Annotated in this window: 15 protein-coding genes and 1 riboswitch; of the genes, 6 read left to right on the top strand and 9 right to left on the bottom strand. The window is 51.9% G+C overall.

Annotated elements, in window-relative coordinates:
- Positions 1-43: 43 nt before the first annotated feature.
- From BZG72_RS08830 to leuA, 9 genes are all read right to left on the bottom strand, one after another.
- Entirely contained in the window at positions 44-1048 is a 1005-nt protein-coding gene (locus BZG72_RS08830; protein WP_077666581.1) for a GGDEF domain-containing protein, read from the bottom strand.
- Positions 1049-1096: 48 nt separating this feature from the next.
- Positions 1097-1819, bottom strand: coding sequence for a thiamine ABC transporter ATP-binding protein (gene thiQ / locus BZG72_RS08825; protein WP_077666580.1), 723 nt, complete (start codon positions 1817-1819; stop codon positions 1097-1099).
- Positions 1813-3402, bottom strand: a complete 1590-nt coding sequence (gene thiP, locus BZG72_RS08820) for a thiamine/thiamine pyrophosphate ABC transporter permease (RefSeq protein ID WP_046074267.1) — start codon at positions 3400-3402, stop codon at positions 1813-1815. Before thiP ends, thiQ begins: the two co-directional genes overlap by 7 nt.
- A 5-nt stretch (positions 3403-3407) precedes the next feature.
- The gene (gene thiB / locus BZG72_RS08815) at positions 3408-4403 is read right to left on the bottom strand and encodes a thiamine ABC transporter substrate binding subunit (protein WP_046074266.1); all 996 of its coding nucleotides are present in this window, start codon (positions 4401-4403) and stop codon (positions 3408-3410) included.
- Between the two features lie 43 nt (positions 4404-4446).
- Positions 4447-4548: riboswitch (TPP riboswitch) on the bottom strand.
- Positions 4549-4586: 38 nt separating this feature from the next.
- A complete protein-coding gene (locus tag BZG72_RS08810) occupies positions 4587-5378 on the bottom strand; it encodes a DUF547 domain-containing protein (protein ID WP_077666579.1) in 792 nt (263 codons plus the stop codon).
- A gap of 141 nt (positions 5379-5519) precedes the next feature.
- The gene (gene leuD, locus BZG72_RS08805) at positions 5520-6122 is read right to left on the bottom strand and encodes a 3-isopropylmalate dehydratase small subunit (RefSeq protein WP_077666578.1); all 603 of its coding nucleotides are present in this window, start codon (positions 6120-6122) and stop codon (positions 5520-5522) included.
- A 9-nt stretch (positions 6123-6131) separates the two neighbouring features.
- The gene (leuC, locus tag BZG72_RS08800; RefSeq protein ID WP_077666577.1) at positions 6132-7553 is read right to left on the bottom strand and encodes a 3-isopropylmalate dehydratase large subunit; all 1422 of its coding nucleotides are present in this window, start codon (positions 7551-7553) and stop codon (positions 6132-6134) included.
- Positions 7554-7574: 21 nt separating this feature from the next.
- Positions 7575-8669 (bottom strand): 3-isopropylmalate dehydrogenase, encoded by a 1095-nt coding sequence (gene leuB, locus BZG72_RS08795; RefSeq protein WP_077666576.1) that lies wholly within the window; start codon positions 8667-8669, stop codon positions 7575-7577.
- Between the two features lie 2 nt (positions 8670-8671).
- Positions 8672-10234 (bottom strand): 2-isopropylmalate synthase, encoded by a 1563-nt coding sequence (gene leuA, locus BZG72_RS08790; RefSeq protein WP_046074261.1) that lies wholly within the window; start codon positions 10232-10234, stop codon positions 8672-8674.
- A 524-nt stretch (positions 10235-10758) separates the two neighbouring features.
- Here leuA and BZG72_RS08785 point away from each other — a divergent pair.
- From BZG72_RS08785 to BZG72_RS08760, 6 genes are all read left to right on the top strand, one after another.
- Entirely contained in the window at positions 10759-11295 is a 537-nt protein-coding gene (locus tag BZG72_RS08785) for a phosphatase PAP2 family protein (protein ID WP_046074260.1), read from the top strand.
- Entirely contained in the window at positions 11295-12422 is a 1128-nt protein-coding gene (locus BZG72_RS08780) for an MJ1255/VC2487 family glycosyltransferase (protein WP_077666575.1), read from the top strand. The genes BZG72_RS08785 and BZG72_RS08780 overlap by 1 nt, the downstream gene beginning before the upstream one ends.
- A 171-nt stretch (positions 12423-12593) precedes the next feature.
- Entirely contained in the window at positions 12594-14381 is a 1788-nt protein-coding gene (locus BZG72_RS08775; RefSeq protein WP_241832532.1) for an AMP-dependent synthetase/ligase, read from the top strand.
- Between the two features lie 418 nt (positions 14382-14799).
- Positions 14800-16518, top strand: a complete 1719-nt coding sequence (locus BZG72_RS08770; protein WP_077606375.1) for an acetolactate synthase 3 large subunit — start codon at positions 14800-14802, stop codon at positions 16516-16518.
- Positions 16518-17015, top strand: coding sequence for an acetolactate synthase small subunit (ilvN, locus tag BZG72_RS08765; protein ID WP_046074256.1), 498 nt, complete (start codon positions 16518-16520; stop codon positions 17013-17015). The genes BZG72_RS08770 and ilvN overlap by 1 nt, the downstream gene beginning before the upstream one ends.
- Positions 17016-17267: 252 nt before the next feature.
- On the top strand, positions 17268-17580 hold a 313-nt coding region (locus tag BZG72_RS08760; RefSeq protein WP_131828028.1), incomplete at its 3' end, for a hypothetical protein.

Genomic DNA, 17580 nt, shown 5'->3' with positions numbered 1-17580 from the left:
GATATCAGGTGGTGGTCATCAAGCCGCCACCTTTCTCCATGAGCTAAAACAATTCAACATCGTCCTCGGCGACAAAGGTTTTTATCACCCCAGATTGTAGTAAGTCATCATAAAAAGCGACTTGGTTACGGCCGTTTTGTTTGGCGTGATAGAGCGCTTGATCCGCATTGCCTAAGATGGAGCTGGTACTGAGTTGTCCACGTTCAATTCGTGTCGCGCCCATGGAAATAGTCACGGTCTGAGCGGCACCAAAATCTCGAGCGTTGACATTAGCAATAAAGGTGTTGGCTTTTTGCTCTGCCATCGCCCGCGAGCAGGGCTGAAACAGCACCACAAATTCATCGCCGCCATACCGGAACAAGGTGTCTTGTGACGAGAAGGTCTGGCGCATCAATGAAGCCAGTAACAAGATGACCTCGTCACCAAATACATGACCAAAGTTATCATTGATTTGCTTAAAGTGATCAACATCGAAAATACACACCCAAGGTGAGAGCGAGCTGTCGGAGTCACTATCTGATGTCGCCTCGCTTTGTGCTAGGCGATCACAAATAAGATCCAGCTTTTTAGAGAGGACTTTGCGATTAAATAAGCTGGTGAAACTGTCACGCTCGCTGGCCATGATAATCTGCTGATAGTTCTCGTAAATACGCGTCAATCCTGCCACTAGAGCACGTTGTTCCTGGCTGAGATCTGTGGCGCGGCCGCATAAAACACCGTTCACACCTTCTTCTTTCTCGTAATAAATGGGGACAGCAATCAATACATGATCATTGGTATGGTGTTGAGTCACCGCTTGTGTCGCTAGGCATTCTGCAAGCAGCGCGTCAATTTGATGGATGTTCTCTTGCTGAAAAGCGCTGTTGTCATTGGTGCCTAATACCGTGAAGGCAGGCTGCATATCGGCGCAGTAATCAAGCAGCACCACTTCACTCACTGGGGTAAGCTCGGTAATTGAGGTCAGCAAGCTTTTAGTAATCGCATCGACTTCCGTTTTAGCGGTAAAGTCGACAATCGAGTCGAGGATCTGGATGCTGCTGGCGGCCACAAGGCGCCTCCTTGGATTCTTCCGTGTTTTCCTTAGTATAGAAGCCTATCAGGGGGATGCCACCCGGAACGAATCGTCAGCGGTGCCCATGTAACCTTGCATCATCGCGGGTGGATGATTGAGCACCTCAACCGGACGGTGAAGACAGACTTTTCCATCATCGAGATAAAGAAACTGAGAGGCAATGGCTTGAGCATCTTCAGGGTGGTGGGTGACCATCACCACGGTAGTGCCTTGCGCTTGGGCGGTACGCTTAACTAGCATCAGCATGTCTTTTTTTAGCGCGGGATCGAGTGCGGAGAAGGGCTCATCGAGCAGCAATAAAGGTTGGTTGCGTGCGATGCTTCTACCCAGTGCGATACGTTGTCGTTGCCCGCCTGACAATTGGCCGGGCAGGCGAGAGAGATAGTCGCTTAAGCCGACCGATTGCGCTGCCTGTTCAATGTTTTCCCGCTGGGTAGCGGTGAGTTTCAGTGATGGTGATAAGCCAATCGCCATATTGTCGAACACCGACAAATGGGTAAAGACATTATGCTCTTGGAACAAGATAGACAGTGGCCGCTGGTGGGCGGGGGTTGTTGTCACTGGCTTACCATCAATAGTAATCTCGCCACTATCAGGGGCAATCAACCCGGCAATCAGTGATAGTAAGGTGCTTTTGCCTGCCCCGCTGGGCCCGAGCACGGCCACAATCTCTCCAGGGGCGATATGGGCATCAAAGGTCATCCAATCTTGTTGGTAACTATACTGAACATCGGAAATCGTTAACATGCGTGTCTCCATTGGATAAGGCGCGTCAGTAGGGCATAACACCCCAAGCTGGTGAGCAGTAACAGCATCGCCGCGGCGGCGCCCGCTTCCATTTGGTAACTGCCCATTAAGCGAAACAAATACAGGGGCAGGGTTTGAAAGTTTTGACTACCAAATAAGGAGATGGCACTGAGATCGCCCATGGATAACACAAAACTCACCGCGACACCGCGCGCAATAGGTGCACGTAAACAGTCCCACTCAATCAGACGTAAACGCGTGATGCCTCTGACGCCTAAGGTGGCGCACAAGTTATGGTATGACTGAGCGAGCTGGAAGGCGGGGGCACTCAAGACCTTGATAAGATAAGGCAGCGCCATTAGGGCGTTCACGGTCATTACCAGCCACAGCGCTAAGCTGAATACGTTACTAAACTGGCGAAACAGCAAAAAAAGCCCGGTACTGAGCACGATACTTGGCACTACCAGGATGATGGCACCGAGCGTTTCTATCCCATCCGCCTGTTTTTTTCGTCCATGTAAGCGCCAGTGCCGACTGGCTAAGATCACCGCCACCGCTAACACAAAAGCAAAGGTGGTGGCGCCCGTGGCAATGAACAGCGAGTGCAGAGTTGCTTGCCACAATGCGCTATCGCCGAGCACCGCTAATGCGCTGGGGTTCAACCCGCGTGCAATCACCACGCCCAGTGGCGGTAACACCAGTAGCAAAACGAGGCCAATCCAAAGGCCATCCCAACACTTGGCCGCACGGCTATCCAAAGACGCAGGCAGCGGCAGCACTTCACTGGGTGTGCTCGGCAGCGGGCGCGTCAAGGTTTGCACGGTAAATGCGATGGCCCCGCATAGCAGCATTTGCCACAGCGCGAGGACAGCACCCGTTTGTAAATCGAAATCAAAATGAATGGCTTGGTAAATGGCCAGCTCGATGGTCGTCGCTTTCGGCCCGCCGCCCAGTGCCATGACAGTCGCGAAGCTGGTAAAGCACAACATAAATACTAGCCCCACGATATGAGGCAAACTTTGGCGTAGATACGGCCATTCTAGGTGCTTAAAACGTTGCCAGCCTTTGAGCCCTAGCTGGGTAGCAAGACGGCGTTGATCCGCTGGGATCCCCTCTAAGGCTTGCACCATTAATTGGGCGGAAAAAGGGAGATTAAAAAACACATGGGCGAGTAAAATGCCACTTAAGCCATAAATAGAAAACGGCATAGCCGCATCGAAGTGCGCGAAAGCTTGTGCAATCCAGCCACTACGGCCATAGATAGCAACCAGTCCAAATACTCCCACCAAGACCGGCAGCACCAAGGTCATGGCGAATAACTTCAGCAGCCATGCCTTTGCTGGAAATTGTCGGCGAGACAGCGCATGAGCGACTGGCACTGCTAGCCCAACGCTAAGTACAACGGATAACGCGGCCTGTTTAAAACTAAAGTAGGTGACATGACGCAAGTAGGTATCTTGCCATAAGGAGGCAAGTGACAAATCGTGGCTGTGAGAGAATAACGCCCAGAGTGCGCTGCCAATCAAAGCCACGACCAAGCTGGCCGCAATACTGCCCGGCCAGGTTCGAGAAGGGTTGAGCATCTTGGCTATTCAACCAGCGCGGTTTGCCAGTCACGCACCCATTGCTGGCGATTGCCCATCACTTCATCAGGCTGATACAGCAAGCTCTCTTGCGGTTTGTCCAAGGTGTAGAAGGCATCAGGCAAGTTGACATCGGTGACCGGATACATCCACTGAGTGGTTGGGATCACCGACTGTGCCGCATCACTGAGCATAAATTGTAAAAACGCATCCGCACGTTCCGGCTGATCGGTATAGGCTGATTTAGCGGCGACTTCGATTTGCATATAGTGCCCCTCTTCAAACATGGCGGCGGCAAAGCGATCGTCTTCATCGGCCACTAAGTGGTAAGCCGGCGAGGTGGTGTAAGAGAGCACCATGTCCGCTTCTTTATTGAGGAACATGTTGTAAGCTTCGGTCCAGCCTTTGGTCACAGTGATCGTGTTATCGGCAAGATCGCGCCATGCTTGTTGATTATTATCGCCGTACACTTTTTGGATCCAAAGCATTAGCCCCTGGCCGACCGTTGATACGCGCGGATCTTGGTAAATCACACTGATGTCATCGCGCTCCTCAATCAAGGCTTTGAGGCTTTTGGGTGGGTCGAGCAAACGAGTAGTGTCATACACAAAGGCAAAATAGCCGTAATCGTAAGGGATAAAGTATTTGTTATCCCACCCGCCAGGCACTTGCAGGCGCTCGGTATTGACCGCGTGCTCGGCAACAATCCCACTGCGCTCGGCTTCTTTCATTAAGTTGGTATCCATACCGAGTACGATATCGGCTTGGGTGGTTTCTCCTTCAATGCGCAGGCGATTAAGTAAGGCGGCCCCATCGTCGAGAGACACAAACTCAAGCTGGCAATCGCATTGCTGTTCAAATTTCGCTTTAATTTTAGGCCCCGGCCCCCATTCAGCAATAAAGGAGTCATAGGTATAGACAGTAAGCGGGTCCGCGGCGCGGGCGCCGAGTGATAATAGCGATAAAGAAACCAGAGTGAGAACAGAGGTAAAAACTTTCACAGCACGCTCCTAAGTTGGGCGTGGGTGTTGAGGCAAGTTGATGGCAACATCAAGTCTCAATCCCTACGCCAGTGTTAGCTGGATCAGGTTCGATGGGTCTAGCGCAGTGCGCAATCTCAGCCGTGAGGCTCCCCAATGAGTACGGTGGTATTGTACTGATTGGCTTAGGGTTAACCAAGCCTTTTAGTTGCCGAGTTGGTTAAGGTCCCAGTTGTAGTCGTATTCCAATGTTGCCTCTTGTGGCAATGGAATATCGCGATACTGGTTTATGTGAGCGATCACGCCTTGCTTATCGCCACCAAAGTCAGCTTCAAACCATTCATAAATTGAGGAAAGTTGCCATTTTCCCCCTTGCTGACTCACGCCTTTATCACTGTTAATGAAGGTATAGGCGGCGTGCTCGAGCTGTGCATCAAGTGCACTTGCTTGAAAGGCTTGTGGCTGAAGATTAGGGCAGCCAAGGCTGGCACAGTTGACCGCATAGTGGGTACGCGGATCTTGCCAAAGCGGGCGTAAAATCCGGTGTTCGATATCGTTTAAAGCGAGCGGCTCGCCAGCGACGGTAACCACTTCATCATCCCAAGGGCCAAAGCTAAATAGCCCACCGAGTTTGGTGATGGAACGGACCGGGTACTCGGCGATAATCAGTTTTACCGTGACCGCATTATAGAGGTTAACCCAATACGCGTATTGCTCGTCTTTGGTCAGGGTACGTGGGTCGCGCGCGGTGAGCATGTCAATGTAATGGTCGAGGGTTGCTTTGTCGTTATCCGTGACCGCGGCATAGTTAAATAAGGTGTGCTGCCCCTGAGATTGCAAATACTTATCCAGTAATACTTGCCAGCTGTGATGGGTAAACGTGGCTTGGCTGTCAGGGTTATGGGCATCCCACATTGCCCAGTAATCCGCTTTGGGCGCGGCTTGACTGATGAGCGGAAACACTAACCAGAGCAGAATTATCAAATGTTTTTGCATTGCCAGTCCTTAATGCGATCAAACCTTCTTTGAGACTAGACCAAGCGAGTCAGCGGTTGGTTTCATTGAGGATGGAAAAATGGGTTGAAGCGCCAATAAGTACGGGTAACACCGCGCTTATTGGCGTTCTTGGAGGGCGTATTACACCAAAAAGTCTGGTATTTGTTTTTCAAAGCGTGAGATATCGGATTCGTGCTGCAACGTCAGACCGATGCTATCTAACCCTTCCAACAGGCAATGACGGCGAAAATCATCCATCTGGAAGGCAAAGCAGTGTTCACCGGCTCGAATGGTTTGGGCGGGCAAATCTAGCGTTACAGTCGCGCCTTCATTTTCCGCCACATACGTAAATAAAGCATCGATTTGGCCTTCTTCAAGGGTCACCGGCACCATTTGGTTGTTGATGCAGTTGCCATAGAAAATATCGGCAAAACTGGGGGCGATAATCACTTTAAACCCGTAATCATCCAGCGCCCAAGGCGCATGCTCGCGGGATGAGCCACAGCCAAAATTCTCGCGGGTGAGCAAGACGCTCGCGCCTTGGTAACGTGCTTGGTTAAGCACGAACTCGGGGTTCGGTTGCTGGCCCGCATCGTCTAAAAAGCGCCAATCGTGAAACAGGTGCTGCCCAAAGCCGGTGCGGGTGACTTTTTGCAAAAACTGCTTAGGAATGATCGCATCGGTATCGACGTTTGCCGCATCCAACGGGGCAACAATGCCGGTATGAGTGTGTATGCCTGACATAAGGCCTCCTTATATTTGGTTAACGTCGACAAAATGGCCCGCAATCGCCGCCGCTGCGGCCATGGCTGGGCTGACCAAGTGGGTGCGGCCTTCACGGCCTTGACGCCCTTCAAAGTTGCGGTTACTGGTGGAGGCGCAGCGCTCTTTGGGGCCTAAGCGATCATTATTCATCGCCAAACACATTGAGCAGCCGGGCAAGCGCCATTCAAAGCCAGCGTCACGGAAAATGACATCCAGCCCTTCTTTCTCCGCCTGTGCCCGCACTTGCTCGGAGCCTGGCACCACCATGGCATGCACGCCCTCTGCCACACATCGCCCTTTGGCAACCGCAGCGGCCGCACGCATGTCTTCAATCCGTGAGTTGGTACAAGAGCCGATAAAGACTTTATCGATACGGATTTGGTTGATGGCTTGGCCGGGTGTCAGCCCCATATATTTTAATGCGCGTTCTGCCGAGTGACGTTCAATCGGATCGTTCATTGTCTCTGGAACAGGCACGGTATCATGCACACTGACCACTTGGCCGGGGTTGGTGCCCCAGGTCACTTGATGGTGAATTTGACTGCCATCGAGGGTGACCACGCGATCAAACTGCGCATCGGCATCCGAGTGCAAGGTTTGCCAATACGCAACGGCTTGCTGCCATTGCTCGCCTTTCGGGGCAAATTTCTTGTCTTTTAAATAGGCAAAGGTGGTGTCATCCGGGGCGATCAGGCCAGCTTTGGCGCCTAATTCGATTGCCATGTTGCACACCGTCATTCTCCCTTCCATCGACAAGTCGGTGATTGCGTCCCCGCAAAACTCCACCACATGTCCGGTGCCGCCGGCATGACCGACCTTGCCAATAATGGCTAGGACAATATCTTTGGCAGTGATCCCGGGGGCGGTTTTGCCCGTGACTTCAATTTTCATCGTGCGGGCGCGGGATTGCTTGAGCGTTTGGGTGGCCAGCACGTGCTCGACTTCAGAGGTACCAATGCCAAAGGCCAGTGCACCAAAAGCGCCGTGGGTTGCGGTGTGGGAGTCACCACAGACGATGGTGGTGCCGGGCAGGGTAATACCAAGTTCGGGGCCCATCACATGCACAATGCCTTGGTAAGGGTGATTCAAGTCATACAGGGTGACACCGAACTCTTCGCAGTTTTTGGCCAGTGTTTCCATTTGGATACGCGCCATTTCTCCTGACGCGTTAATGTCTTTGGTTTCGGTGGAGACATTGTGATCCATGGTGGCGAAGGTTTTACTCACTTGGCGTACCGGACGCCCTTTTTCCCGCAGGCCATCAAAGGCTTGTGGTGAGGTCACTTCGTGCACCAAGTGGCGGTCGATATACAGCAGCGGCGCTTCGCCGGGCTGCTCAGTGACAATATGGGCTTGATGAATTTTTTCGTACAAGGTCTTGGCGCCTTGCTGGGTGTTTGCATTCGACATAGCTCGTATCCTTACGGGTAATTATTCTGCGCCTTGGCGGATATAGGCGGCGATACGATCGCCCATTTGTTCGGTACTGAGGGCAGGATGGTTGCCCGCCAGATCAGCGGTCAGCTCACCGGCCGCCAGTGCTTGGCTGACCGCATGCTCAATCGCACAGGCCGCGTCTTCTTCGCCTAACGAGTAGCGTAACATTAGCGCGGCGGAGAGAATTTGCGCCACTGGGTTGGCGATATTTTTACCCGCAATATCGGGGGCAGAGCCGCCGGCGGGCTCATACAAACCAAATTTACTCGCGTTCAAGCTCGCAGATGGCAGCATGCCCATTGAGCCGGTGATCATTGCGCACTCATCGGAGATGATGTCACCGAAAATATTCGAGCACAGCATCACATCAAATTGCGACGGGTCTTTAATCAGCTGCATGGTGGCGTTGTCGATATACATATGGCTCAAGTGGACATCCGGATAGTCTTTGGCCACCTCTTCCACCACTTCACGCCATAGCATTGAGCTTTGCAACACATTGGCTTTATCGATTGAGCACACTTGCTTATTACGCAACTGAGCCGATTGGAAGGCAATGCGGGCGATACGCTCAATTTCATAGCGATGATAAACTTCCGTATCAAACGCTTTTTCCTCGCGGCCTTCACCTTCACGTCCTTTGGGCTCACCAAAGTAAATCCCACCGGTTAGCTCTCGCACCACCACGATGTTAAAGCCTTTGTCGGCAATGTCGGCGCGCAGCGGGCAAAAGCCTTCGAGACCAGTGTGGATTTGTGCCGGACGCAAGTTACAAAACAGCCCAAAGTGTTTGCGCAATGGCAGCAAGGCACCGCGCTCCGGTTGCTCGGTTGGCGGTAAATGCTCCCACTTTGGGCCGCCCACTGAACCAAATAAAATTGCATCGGCTTTTTCACACCCAGCCAAGGTGTGTGCGGGCAGCGGCGAGCCATGGGCATCAATCGCGGCACCGCCCACAGGATAGTGGTGACGCTCCAAGGTGAGTGAGAATCGCTCGCTAACCGCATCAAGCACCTTCTCGGCTTGCGTCATGACTTCGGGGCCGATACCGTCACCGGGCAAAATAGCAATCTGATGTGCGCTGGCCATGTTTATACTGTCTCCTGTTTTAAGTGGGATTGTTCCTTAATCTGGGCGATTTTGTCGGCGCGATAAATGGCATTGATCACATGCAGTAGCGCCTCACCGGAGGCTTCGATAATGTCGGTCGACACCCCGGTGCCGTGATATTTACGGCCCTTGTAGTTAGCAATGATGTCGGCTTGGCCGAGACCATCTTCTCCTTCCCCTTTGGCGGTCAGATCGAATTTATCCAGTTCAATGTCATAGCCGGTAATGCGGTAGATGCACTGATAAAGGGCATCGACGGGGCCGTTACCAATCGCCGCCTCGCGTTTCTCTTCGTCGCCACATTGCAACTTGATGCTGGTGGTCGCCATTAGGCTGCCGGATTGCACGCCTAAATAGTTCAGCTTGTAGAAGTCGTCCTCTTCTTTGAGGTTGTTGAAGAACATCAAGGCTTCTAAGTCGTAATCGAACACCTGACCTTTACGATCTGCCAGCTGCAAGAAAGATTGATACAAGGTGTCTAAATCGTAATCTTGTTGGTCGTAGCCAAGGTTATCCATGTGGCTTTTCACCGCGGCACGGCCGGAACGGCTGGTCAGATTAAGCGCCTTTTTGCCCAAACCAATCGACTCTGGGGTCATGATTTCGTAGGTGTTTTTGTTTTTCAGCATGCCATCTTGGTGGATGCCGGAGGAGTGGCTAAAGGCATTGGCACCGACCACGGCTTTATTGGGTTGGATTGGCATGTTGCAAAGCTGACTAACTAACTTGCTGGTGCGGGCAATTTCGGTGTGGTTCAATCCTGTTTCTACGCCTAACAAGTCAGCGCGGGTTTTCAAGATCATCGCAATCTCTTCCAGCGCGCAGTTCCCCGCACGTTCACCGATGCCATTGATAGTGCCTTCCACTTGGCGAGCGCCGGCTTGAACCGCGGCAATAGAGTTGGCCACCGACATCCCTAAGTCATCATGACAATGGACAGAGATCACGGCTTTGTCGATATTCGGCACGCGGTTAAACAAGGTCGCAATGATATCGCCGAATTCACTCGGCACTGTGTAACCCACCGTATCTGGGATATTGACGGTGGTCGCACCGGCATCAATCGCCGCTTCGACCATACGGCACAAGTTATCTATTGGGGTGCGCCCGGCATCTTCGCAGGAAAACTCCACATCGTCCGTGTATTGGCGTGCATGCTTAACGGCGCGCACCCCCATCTCGACCACGTCATCGTAGCTGCGGCGAAGCTTATCTTTGACATGGATGGTTGAGGTGGACAAAAAAGTGTGGATACGAAAGGCGTCAGCGGCTTTGAGGGATTCGGCGGCCACATCTATGTCTTTAGGAACCGCGCGAGACAAGGCACAGACACGTGCATGTTGCATGTGCTCGGCAATGGTGCGCACGGATTCAAAATCGCCCGGTGAGGAGACCGGAAAACCGGCTTCAATAATGTCTATCTTCAAGCGGTCCAAGGCTTGGGCGATCTGCAATTTCTCTTTGACGGTTAAACTTGCTGACAGCGCCTGCTCGCCGTCGCGTAAGGTGGTATCAAACAGAATGACTTGGCTGTTCTCGCTCATGGGTGACTCCCTGTTGTGTTTGCTTGGCCGCTTTGAAGGGCTCTTTAATTGGCGCTTGATGTTATTTTGGCGACGTTAGATACAAAAAAACCCGCGTCTGGCGCGGGTTTTTGAGATTTGGCATTCACTGTTTTCTGCCCAAAACCTACCCGCGCGACTGGGTCACGATAAGGAGGAGGATGAGGCGTAGGTGAAACAGTGTCATGCTGATGTCCGTCAGTAAATATCCTGTTACCAGAAATAACAGAGCGATGGGGAAAGCGTCAATCTGAAAAAAACAAAACCCGTTTTCTGCGCAATATAACGGTAAAAAACTGGTTAGTTAAACTGGTTTTAAAACTAAAAGTTAGATTTTTGTGCTGCGCTCTGGCGCGGCTTTGTCCAGTCTTCATTATTTTTACTTGTCCCAACGTACCTGAGCTCAAGCGGCGACGTAAATTCATCGAGATGACCCAATAACGTCACCGACCTGTCATACCGGCTGACTAGAGTTTAACCATCAGCTCGCCGCATTGGGAGGCAGGATGAGAAGCTTTACCGCGATTCAACGCTTCGACCACACGGTGTCGACACTGTGTTTATCTCACCGCTTTAGCGCTGGCACAGCGAAAATAGCCCGTGCCGTTTCCCGTTCAGGTGACGGGCCACTCTATCTGGTGATTGGCTTTACTGCATGGTGGCTTCATGAGGCGGTCGGGCTCTGGTTTTTGCTCACAGGATTGACGGCTTTTGCCATCGAACTCCCGATCTATTGGGTACTTAAACGCAGCTTTCGGCGCGCACGTCCTTCGCAGTTACCTGCCTTTATCACGCCTTCCGATCTTTACAGTATGCCATCAGGCCACACGGCCGCGGCTTTTCTCATGGCCTCATTGCTGAGCACCTTTTTTCCTTCGTTAACCCTTTTGGTGTTCATCTGGGCCAGCCTAATCGGTATTTCGCGCGTGTTACTGGGCGTGCACTTTGTGAGCGATATCGTGGTTGGCGCTGGGTTAGGGCTGCTGTGCGCGACGTTGGCACACAGTATCACTTTCGATCTTTACGGAATAACAGGTATTTAATGAAGCTTTTATACGGTGTTCAGGGAACCGGTAACGGGCATATATCGCGAGCCCGCGCCATGGCTCGTGCCTTAGCAGGATATGATGTCGAGGTCGATTTTGTTTTTTCTGGGCGGCCAGCCGAGCGTTATTTTGATATGGCGCCATTTGGTGACTATCGCACGTTTACCGGCATGAGCTTTGTCAGCCGTGATGGCAAAATTGATATGTTAGCCACCGCGCGACACAATCGTTTTACACAGCTACGACGCGATATTCGCCAGCTTGATGTATCAGGCTACGATAAGGTTATCTCTGATTTTGAACCCATCAGTGCGTGGGCGGCGCGCCGGCAAGGGGTGCCATCGGTGGCCATCAGCCACCAAGCGGCGTTTTCTCACGCGGTGCCCAAACATGGGGAAACGCTGATCAATCGCATTATCATGCGTTATTTTGCGCCAACCGACTATGCCATTGGCTTGCATTGGTATCACTTTAACCAACCGATTTTACCCCCGATTATTGATACCACTCCGGTGGATAAAGCGGTGGCATCGTCCACTGCGGAGAGGGCGGTGCTGGTGTATCTCCCCTTTGAATCGTTATCTGCAGTCAGTGAGCTGCTGTTGCGCTTTAGCCAGCCTTTTATCTGCTTTCACCCCGAGATTAATGCCCCCTACCAACGTGAAAACCTTACGCTAATGCCCTTAGGCAAAGAAAGCTTTCACACGGCGCTGCATCAGTGCCAGGGCGTGATCGCAAATGGGGGATTTGAGCTTCCATCGGAGGCATTAAGTTTAGGGAAAAAGCTCCTTTTAAAGCCATTGTCTGGTCAGTTTGAACAGTTGAGTAATGTCGCAACACTTTCTCAGCTTGGGCTAGCACACAGTATGGATAGTTTGAATGCGAGCGCGGTACGTGAATGGCTGCAGGCACCGGCGGTGGGCGCGATTGGGTACCCAGATGTTGCTCAAGCATTGGCGGAGTGGCTGGTAAAAGGAGAGTTAAGTCAGACACGTAGCCTGTTTCACCATCTATGGGCTCAGGTTGACTATCCAGAAACGGTTGAGGAGTCGATTTTGGACTTTAATCGCTCATCAATGCGCATGGATCCACACCCACTCAGGTTGCAACGCTTGATTCGGTAGTGCGATGTGCGGCGCGCGCCGATAAGCTGTTTCCACAAGGCTGAATCACGTTTTTACATTTTTGCTAGAGCATTCACTCAATTTCTCTTGAGTTTGATGGTGCGCTCGGTAAACTCGCTGTCATTATTGAGCGTACATGTGTTCGCCAAACGGCGAGCCAAGAGAGACTCCGTGAACACCCAAAACCATATCGTCACGCGCATTCGCGATCAGATTGCCGCCCAAAATGAACGCGAAGCAATCCGCTTCCAACAAGACACGCAATGGATAAGCATTAGTTGGCGCCAGCTAGGCGAACGCATCGATCAGCTGTCACGCTGCTTACTCAACGCTGGCTGTCAGGTGCAGCAAACCGTCGCCATTTTTGCGCCGAACAGCGAAAAATGGGCAATGTTGGACTATGCCGCGTTGCAAATTCGCGCCGTACCTGTGCCGATTTACGCAACTAGCACCGCCCAGCAAGCCGCACACATTATCAATGATGCAGACGTGCAGTGGATTTTTGCCGGTGACGAACAACTGGAGAGCGCGGTTACTGCCCTTAAACACTGCCCCAATGTCAAAGGGGTGGTTGCCCTAAGTCAAGAGACGGCGGTTCCCGCGCATCCCAAGGTGTGGGATTGGGCCAGCTGGCTATTGCAAGACGATCGCGGCTATCAAGCCGAGTTAGACGCGCGCATTGACGCACGATGCATGGACGATCTGACCACCTTGATTTATACCTCCGGTACTACGGGCGATCCGAAAGGCGTGATGCTGGATTATGCCAATGTGGCGGCGCAGTTGGATGTGCACGATCAAGTATTGGCACTAAGCCCCGATGATGTCTCTTTAGCCTTTTTGCCGCTTTCTCATGTGTTTGAGCGCGCATGGAGCTATTACGTCCTTCACCGCGGGGCGGTCAATTGCTATCTCTCCAACCCGCTTCAGGTGCGTGATGCATTGGCCGAGGTCAAACCGACGGTAATGTGTGCGGTACCGCGTTTTTATGAAAAAATCCATGGCGCTATCCACGACAAACTCAGTCGGGCCACAGGGATCAAACCGCATTTATTCCGATGGGCACTGCGCCAAGGTGAGCGTCATGCTGCGCAATTACGCACTGGCCAGTCTCCGTCTTGGTGTCAGCAATGGCAATTGGCGTTGGCCGACAAGCTGGTGCTCAGTAAGTTACGTGCGCTACTAGGTGGCAAGATGCGTTTGATGCCGTGCGGTGGGGCGCGTCTTGATCCTGATATCGGCGCGTTTTTCCACGCGATAGGCATTAACGTCAAGCTCGGTTATGGCATGACCGAAACCACCGCCACGGTTTCTTGCTGGGACGATACCCGCTTTGATCCCCAATCGATTGGCCATCCGATGCCAGGGGCAGAAGTGCGAATTGGGACGGACGATGAAATTCAAGTCCGTGGGCCGATGGTAATGCGGGGTTACTTTAATCAGCCTGATGCGACTGCCGCCACCTTTACCGAGGATGGCTTTTTGAAAACCGGCGATGCGGGGTATCTTGATGCCAAGGGCAACGTATTTATCACTGACCGAATCAAAGAGTTGATGAAAACCTCAGGCGGTAAGTACATCGCACCACAGCGGGTGGAAGGCGCTTTGGTGCGCGATCATTTTATCGATCAGATTGCGGTGGTGGCCGAGGCGCGTCATTTTGTATCGGCCTTGATTGTGCCTTGCTTCGATGCCTTAGAAGAGTGGGCGCGGGCGGCCAATATCGAATATCAAAATCGCAAAGAGCTGCTAAAACACGCCGATGTGGTAGCCTTGTTTGAAAAGCGTTTGCAGAGCTTACAACATGAATTGGCCAAATTTGAGCAAGTCAAACGCTTTACCTTGTTGCCACAGGGCTTTTGCATGCACAGTGGCGAGCTCACGCCGACCATGAAACTGCGCCGCAAAGTGATCCTTTCACGTTACCAACATCACATTGACACCATGTATCAACGTTAGTCCTGGTGCATCAAAGCGGGGGAAGGTTTCTCATGGCTGAGAATCTTCCTTTGTTTTCGTTATTTGTATGCCTTTTCCCCCTTTTTCCTCCCCACGCCTGAATAGCAAATCTGGCAAAGTGTCGATTTTATAGTGGATGTTTCCAATTTCCTCCCCCGTGGTCAGCGTAAACCAGCAACATTCACTCAACATTTAGATTAAAAATGTAAATACTGATTAGCTAATAGACAGTTTTGCAAATAAAACGTTACATTGATTGCAGCTTCATCCGAAGCAGGCCAAGTGACAATCTAACGCCGCCTTACCGCCAGTATTTGGTTCAGATGTCCGCGTGGTGAGTGACCACCAGTACATCCAAGAGTAAGGGGCAGGATTAGGCTAAAAGTAAGTCCTAACTATGCAAACAGGGAGGCGTAGAGTGGAAATGTTATCCGGTGCCGAGATGATCGTGCGCTCCATGATCGATCAAGGCGTAAAACATATTTTTGGCTATCCAGGCGGGTCGGTACTGGATATTTACGACGCATTACACGAAAAAAGTGATATCGACCATGTGTTGGTGCGCCACGAACAAGCCGCGGTACACATGGCCGATGGTTATGCGCGTGCCACGGGGGAAGTGGGCGTGGTTCTGGTCACGTCAGGCCCAGGGGCAACCAATGCCATTACCGGCATTGCCACCGCGTATATGGACTCGATCCCCATGGTGGTGTTTTCTGGCCAAGTCATGAGCGGCCTGATTGGTAATGATGCCTTCCAAGAGTGTGACATGGTGGGGATCTCCCGCCCGGTGGTCAAACACAGCTTTTTAGTCCAGCGCGCCGAAGATATTCCCAATATTGTAAAAAAAGCTTTTTATCTTGCCGCGACAGGACGTCCCGGCCCTGTGGTGGTGGATATCCCCAAAGACATGCTGAATCCGGCGCAAAAGCATCCGTATCAGTACCCTGATAGTGTGCGTATGCGCTCTTACAACCCGACCACGTCAGGGCACAAAGGTCAGATCAAACGTGGCTTAAAAGCGCTACTGGCAGCGAAAAAGCCGGTGCTATACGTCGGTGGTGGGGCCATCATGGCCGACTGCGGCGAGCAAATTCGCCAGTTGTCAGAAAGTCTAAACATCCCCGTCGTTAGCACCTTGATGGGCCTGGGGGCGTTTCCCGGCACCCATGATCACGCGCTGGGTATGCTGGGTATGCATGGCACCTACGAAGCGAACATGGCGATGCACCAAGCCGATCTGATTTTTGGTATTGGTGTTCGTTTTGACGATCGTACCACCAACAATCTAGAAAAATACTGTCCCGATGCCACCATCATGCACATTGATGTGGATCCTTCCAGCATTTCTAAAACCGTGGCCGCAGATATTCCCATCGTCGGCTCGGCGGATGCGGTATTAAATAGCATGCTCAAATTGCTGGTGGAGCAAGGTGGCAATAACGACAGCGATGCGATCAGCACCTGGTGGCACAATATTCAGATTTGGCGTGAGCGCCAATGTCTGCAATATGTCGCTGATCCTGAGCGGATTAAACCCCAGCAAGTGATTGAAACCTTGTATCGCCTCACCCATGGCGAGGCGTATGTGACCTCAGACGTCGGCCAGCATCAAATGTTTGCGGCACTCTATTATCCGTTTGATAAACCACGTCGTTGGATTAACTCCGGCGGCTTGGGCACCATGGGCTTTGGGCTACCCGCCGCCATGGGGGTGAAGTTTGCGCTGCCGGACGCGCAGGTGGTGTGTGTCACCGGTGATGGCAGTATTCAAATGAACATTCAGGAGCTGTCGACGGCATTGCAATACGACATTCCGGTGGTGATCGTCAACCTCAACAACCGTTTCCTCGGGATGGTCAAACAATGGCAGGACATGATTTATCAAGGCCGCCACTCGCACTCTTATATGGACTCGGTGCCTGACTTTGCTGCGATCACTGAGGCCTATGGTCATGTGGGGATGCGCATCAATCATCCGTCCGAGCTGGAAGCGGGCTTAGAGGCAGCCTTAGCGATGAAAGATCGCTTGGTCTTTGTCGATATCAATGTTGATGAAACCGAGCACGTTTATCCGATGCAGGTACGCGGTGGGGCGATGAATGAAATGTGGTTGAGCAAAACGGAGAGAACCTAATGCGCAGTATTGTATCGGTTTTAATGGAAAACGAGCCAGGTGCCTTGTCGCGCGTGGTGGGCTTATTCTCTCAGCGTGGCTACAACATTGAATCACTCACGGTGTCACCGACGGATGACGCAACCTTATCGCGCTTGAATATCACCACCTCGGTGGTGAGCGACGCGGACCGCGAGCAAATCGAAAAGCACCTGCACAAGCTGATTGATGTGCTGAAAGTAAGCAATGTGACTGAAAGCGATCATATTGAGCGCGAGCTGGCGTTGGTGAAGGTGAAAGCCAGCGGCTTTGCCCGCGCGGAGGTAAAACGCACCGCCGATATTTTCCGTGGTCAGATTGTGGATGTGACGCACTCGCTCTACACCGTACAGTTGACGGGTGACAGTGACAAGTTAGATGCCTTTATTCGCGCGGTCGGTGAGATTACCGAGATCATTGAGGTGGCACGCAGCGGTGTGGTTGGCATCGCACGCGGCGAGCGAGCGTTGCGTCAGTAACCAAAGCCACTGGTCGAGGTAAGGAAAATGGCACGCCAAGGCGTGCCATTTTTGATCAACAACATGATGCACCACGAAAGCAAGGCAGCCATGATGGTATTGGGTTCGTAGCCACAACCTGATTTCCCTACTACAAGAAAACTTACTCACATGCAACAAACCACACTTTGCGGCTCCCCCACTGCTAAAGTGTGGTTTGTGTCTTTTCAGGTGTTTAGACTAACAAGCTGGCTAAAAACGTAGGTAAGCATCATGAGTAACACCCCAATTGTCGTATCTGTTCTCGCATTAGTGTTGGTCGGGATGCTGTTTGGCTTAAATTTCCAAGTCAGTGAATCCGCCGTTACATTTTTCAATACCATGGGTACCACGCTGTCTGGTGTTGGTGCCGCGGCAGCAGCATATATTTCATATTTGTCTATTGGAGAATGGAGGCAACAAACAAAACATTCCTTATTGTATGGTTACCTATCTGAACTTGAAGACCTATTATTAGATTTACGAAGAGACTTTGAAAAAGAGGCCTTCCCTGATTCATCTTTAACCATGGATGCCATTAATAATC

It is taken from the genome of Salinivibrio sp. PR6 (assembly GCF_001995955.1).
Taxonomy (GTDB): Bacteria; Pseudomonadota; Gammaproteobacteria; order Enterobacterales; family Vibrionaceae; genus Salinivibrio; species Salinivibrio siamensis.
This window is presented reverse-complemented; position numbering and strand designations above follow the sequence as displayed.

Bases quoted from the DNA above. Each gene is read 5' to 3' on its own strand.
- leuC (WP_077666577.1), bottom strand. From the start codon at position 7,553: ATGTCGAATGCAAACACCCAGCAAGGCGCCAAGACCTTGTACGAAAAA.
- BZG72_RS08780 (WP_077666575.1), top strand. From the start codon at position 11,295: ATGAAGCTTTTATACGGTGTTCAGGGAACCGGTAACGGGCATATATCG.
- BZG72_RS08785 (WP_046074260.1), top strand. From the start codon at position 10,759: ATGAGAAGCTTTACCGCGATTCAACGCTTCGACCACACGGTGTCGACA.
- leuA (WP_046074261.1), bottom strand. From the start codon at position 10,234: ATGAGCGAGAACAGCCAAGTCATTCTGTTTGATACCACCTTACGCGAC.
- BZG72_RS08810 (WP_077666579.1), bottom strand. From the start codon at position 5,378: ATGCAAAAACATTTGATAATTCTGCTCTGGTTAGTGTTTCCGCTCATC.
- thiQ (WP_077666580.1), bottom strand. From the start codon at position 1,819: ATGTTAACGATTTCCGATGTTCAGTATAGTTACCAACAAGATTGGATG.
- leuB (WP_077666576.1), bottom strand. From the start codon at position 8,669: ATGGCCAGCGCACATCAGATTGCTATTTTGCCCGGTGACGGTATCGGC.
- thiP (WP_046074267.1), bottom strand. From the start codon at position 3,402: ATGCTCAACCCTTCTCGAACCTGGCCGGGCAGTATTGCGGCCAGCTTG.
- leuD (WP_077666578.1), bottom strand. From the start codon at position 6,122: ATGTCAGGCATACACACTCATACCGGCATTGTTGCCCCGTTGGATGCG.
- ilvN (WP_046074256.1), top strand. From the start codon at position 16,518: ATGCGCAGTATTGTATCGGTTTTAATGGAAAACGAGCCAGGTGCCTTG.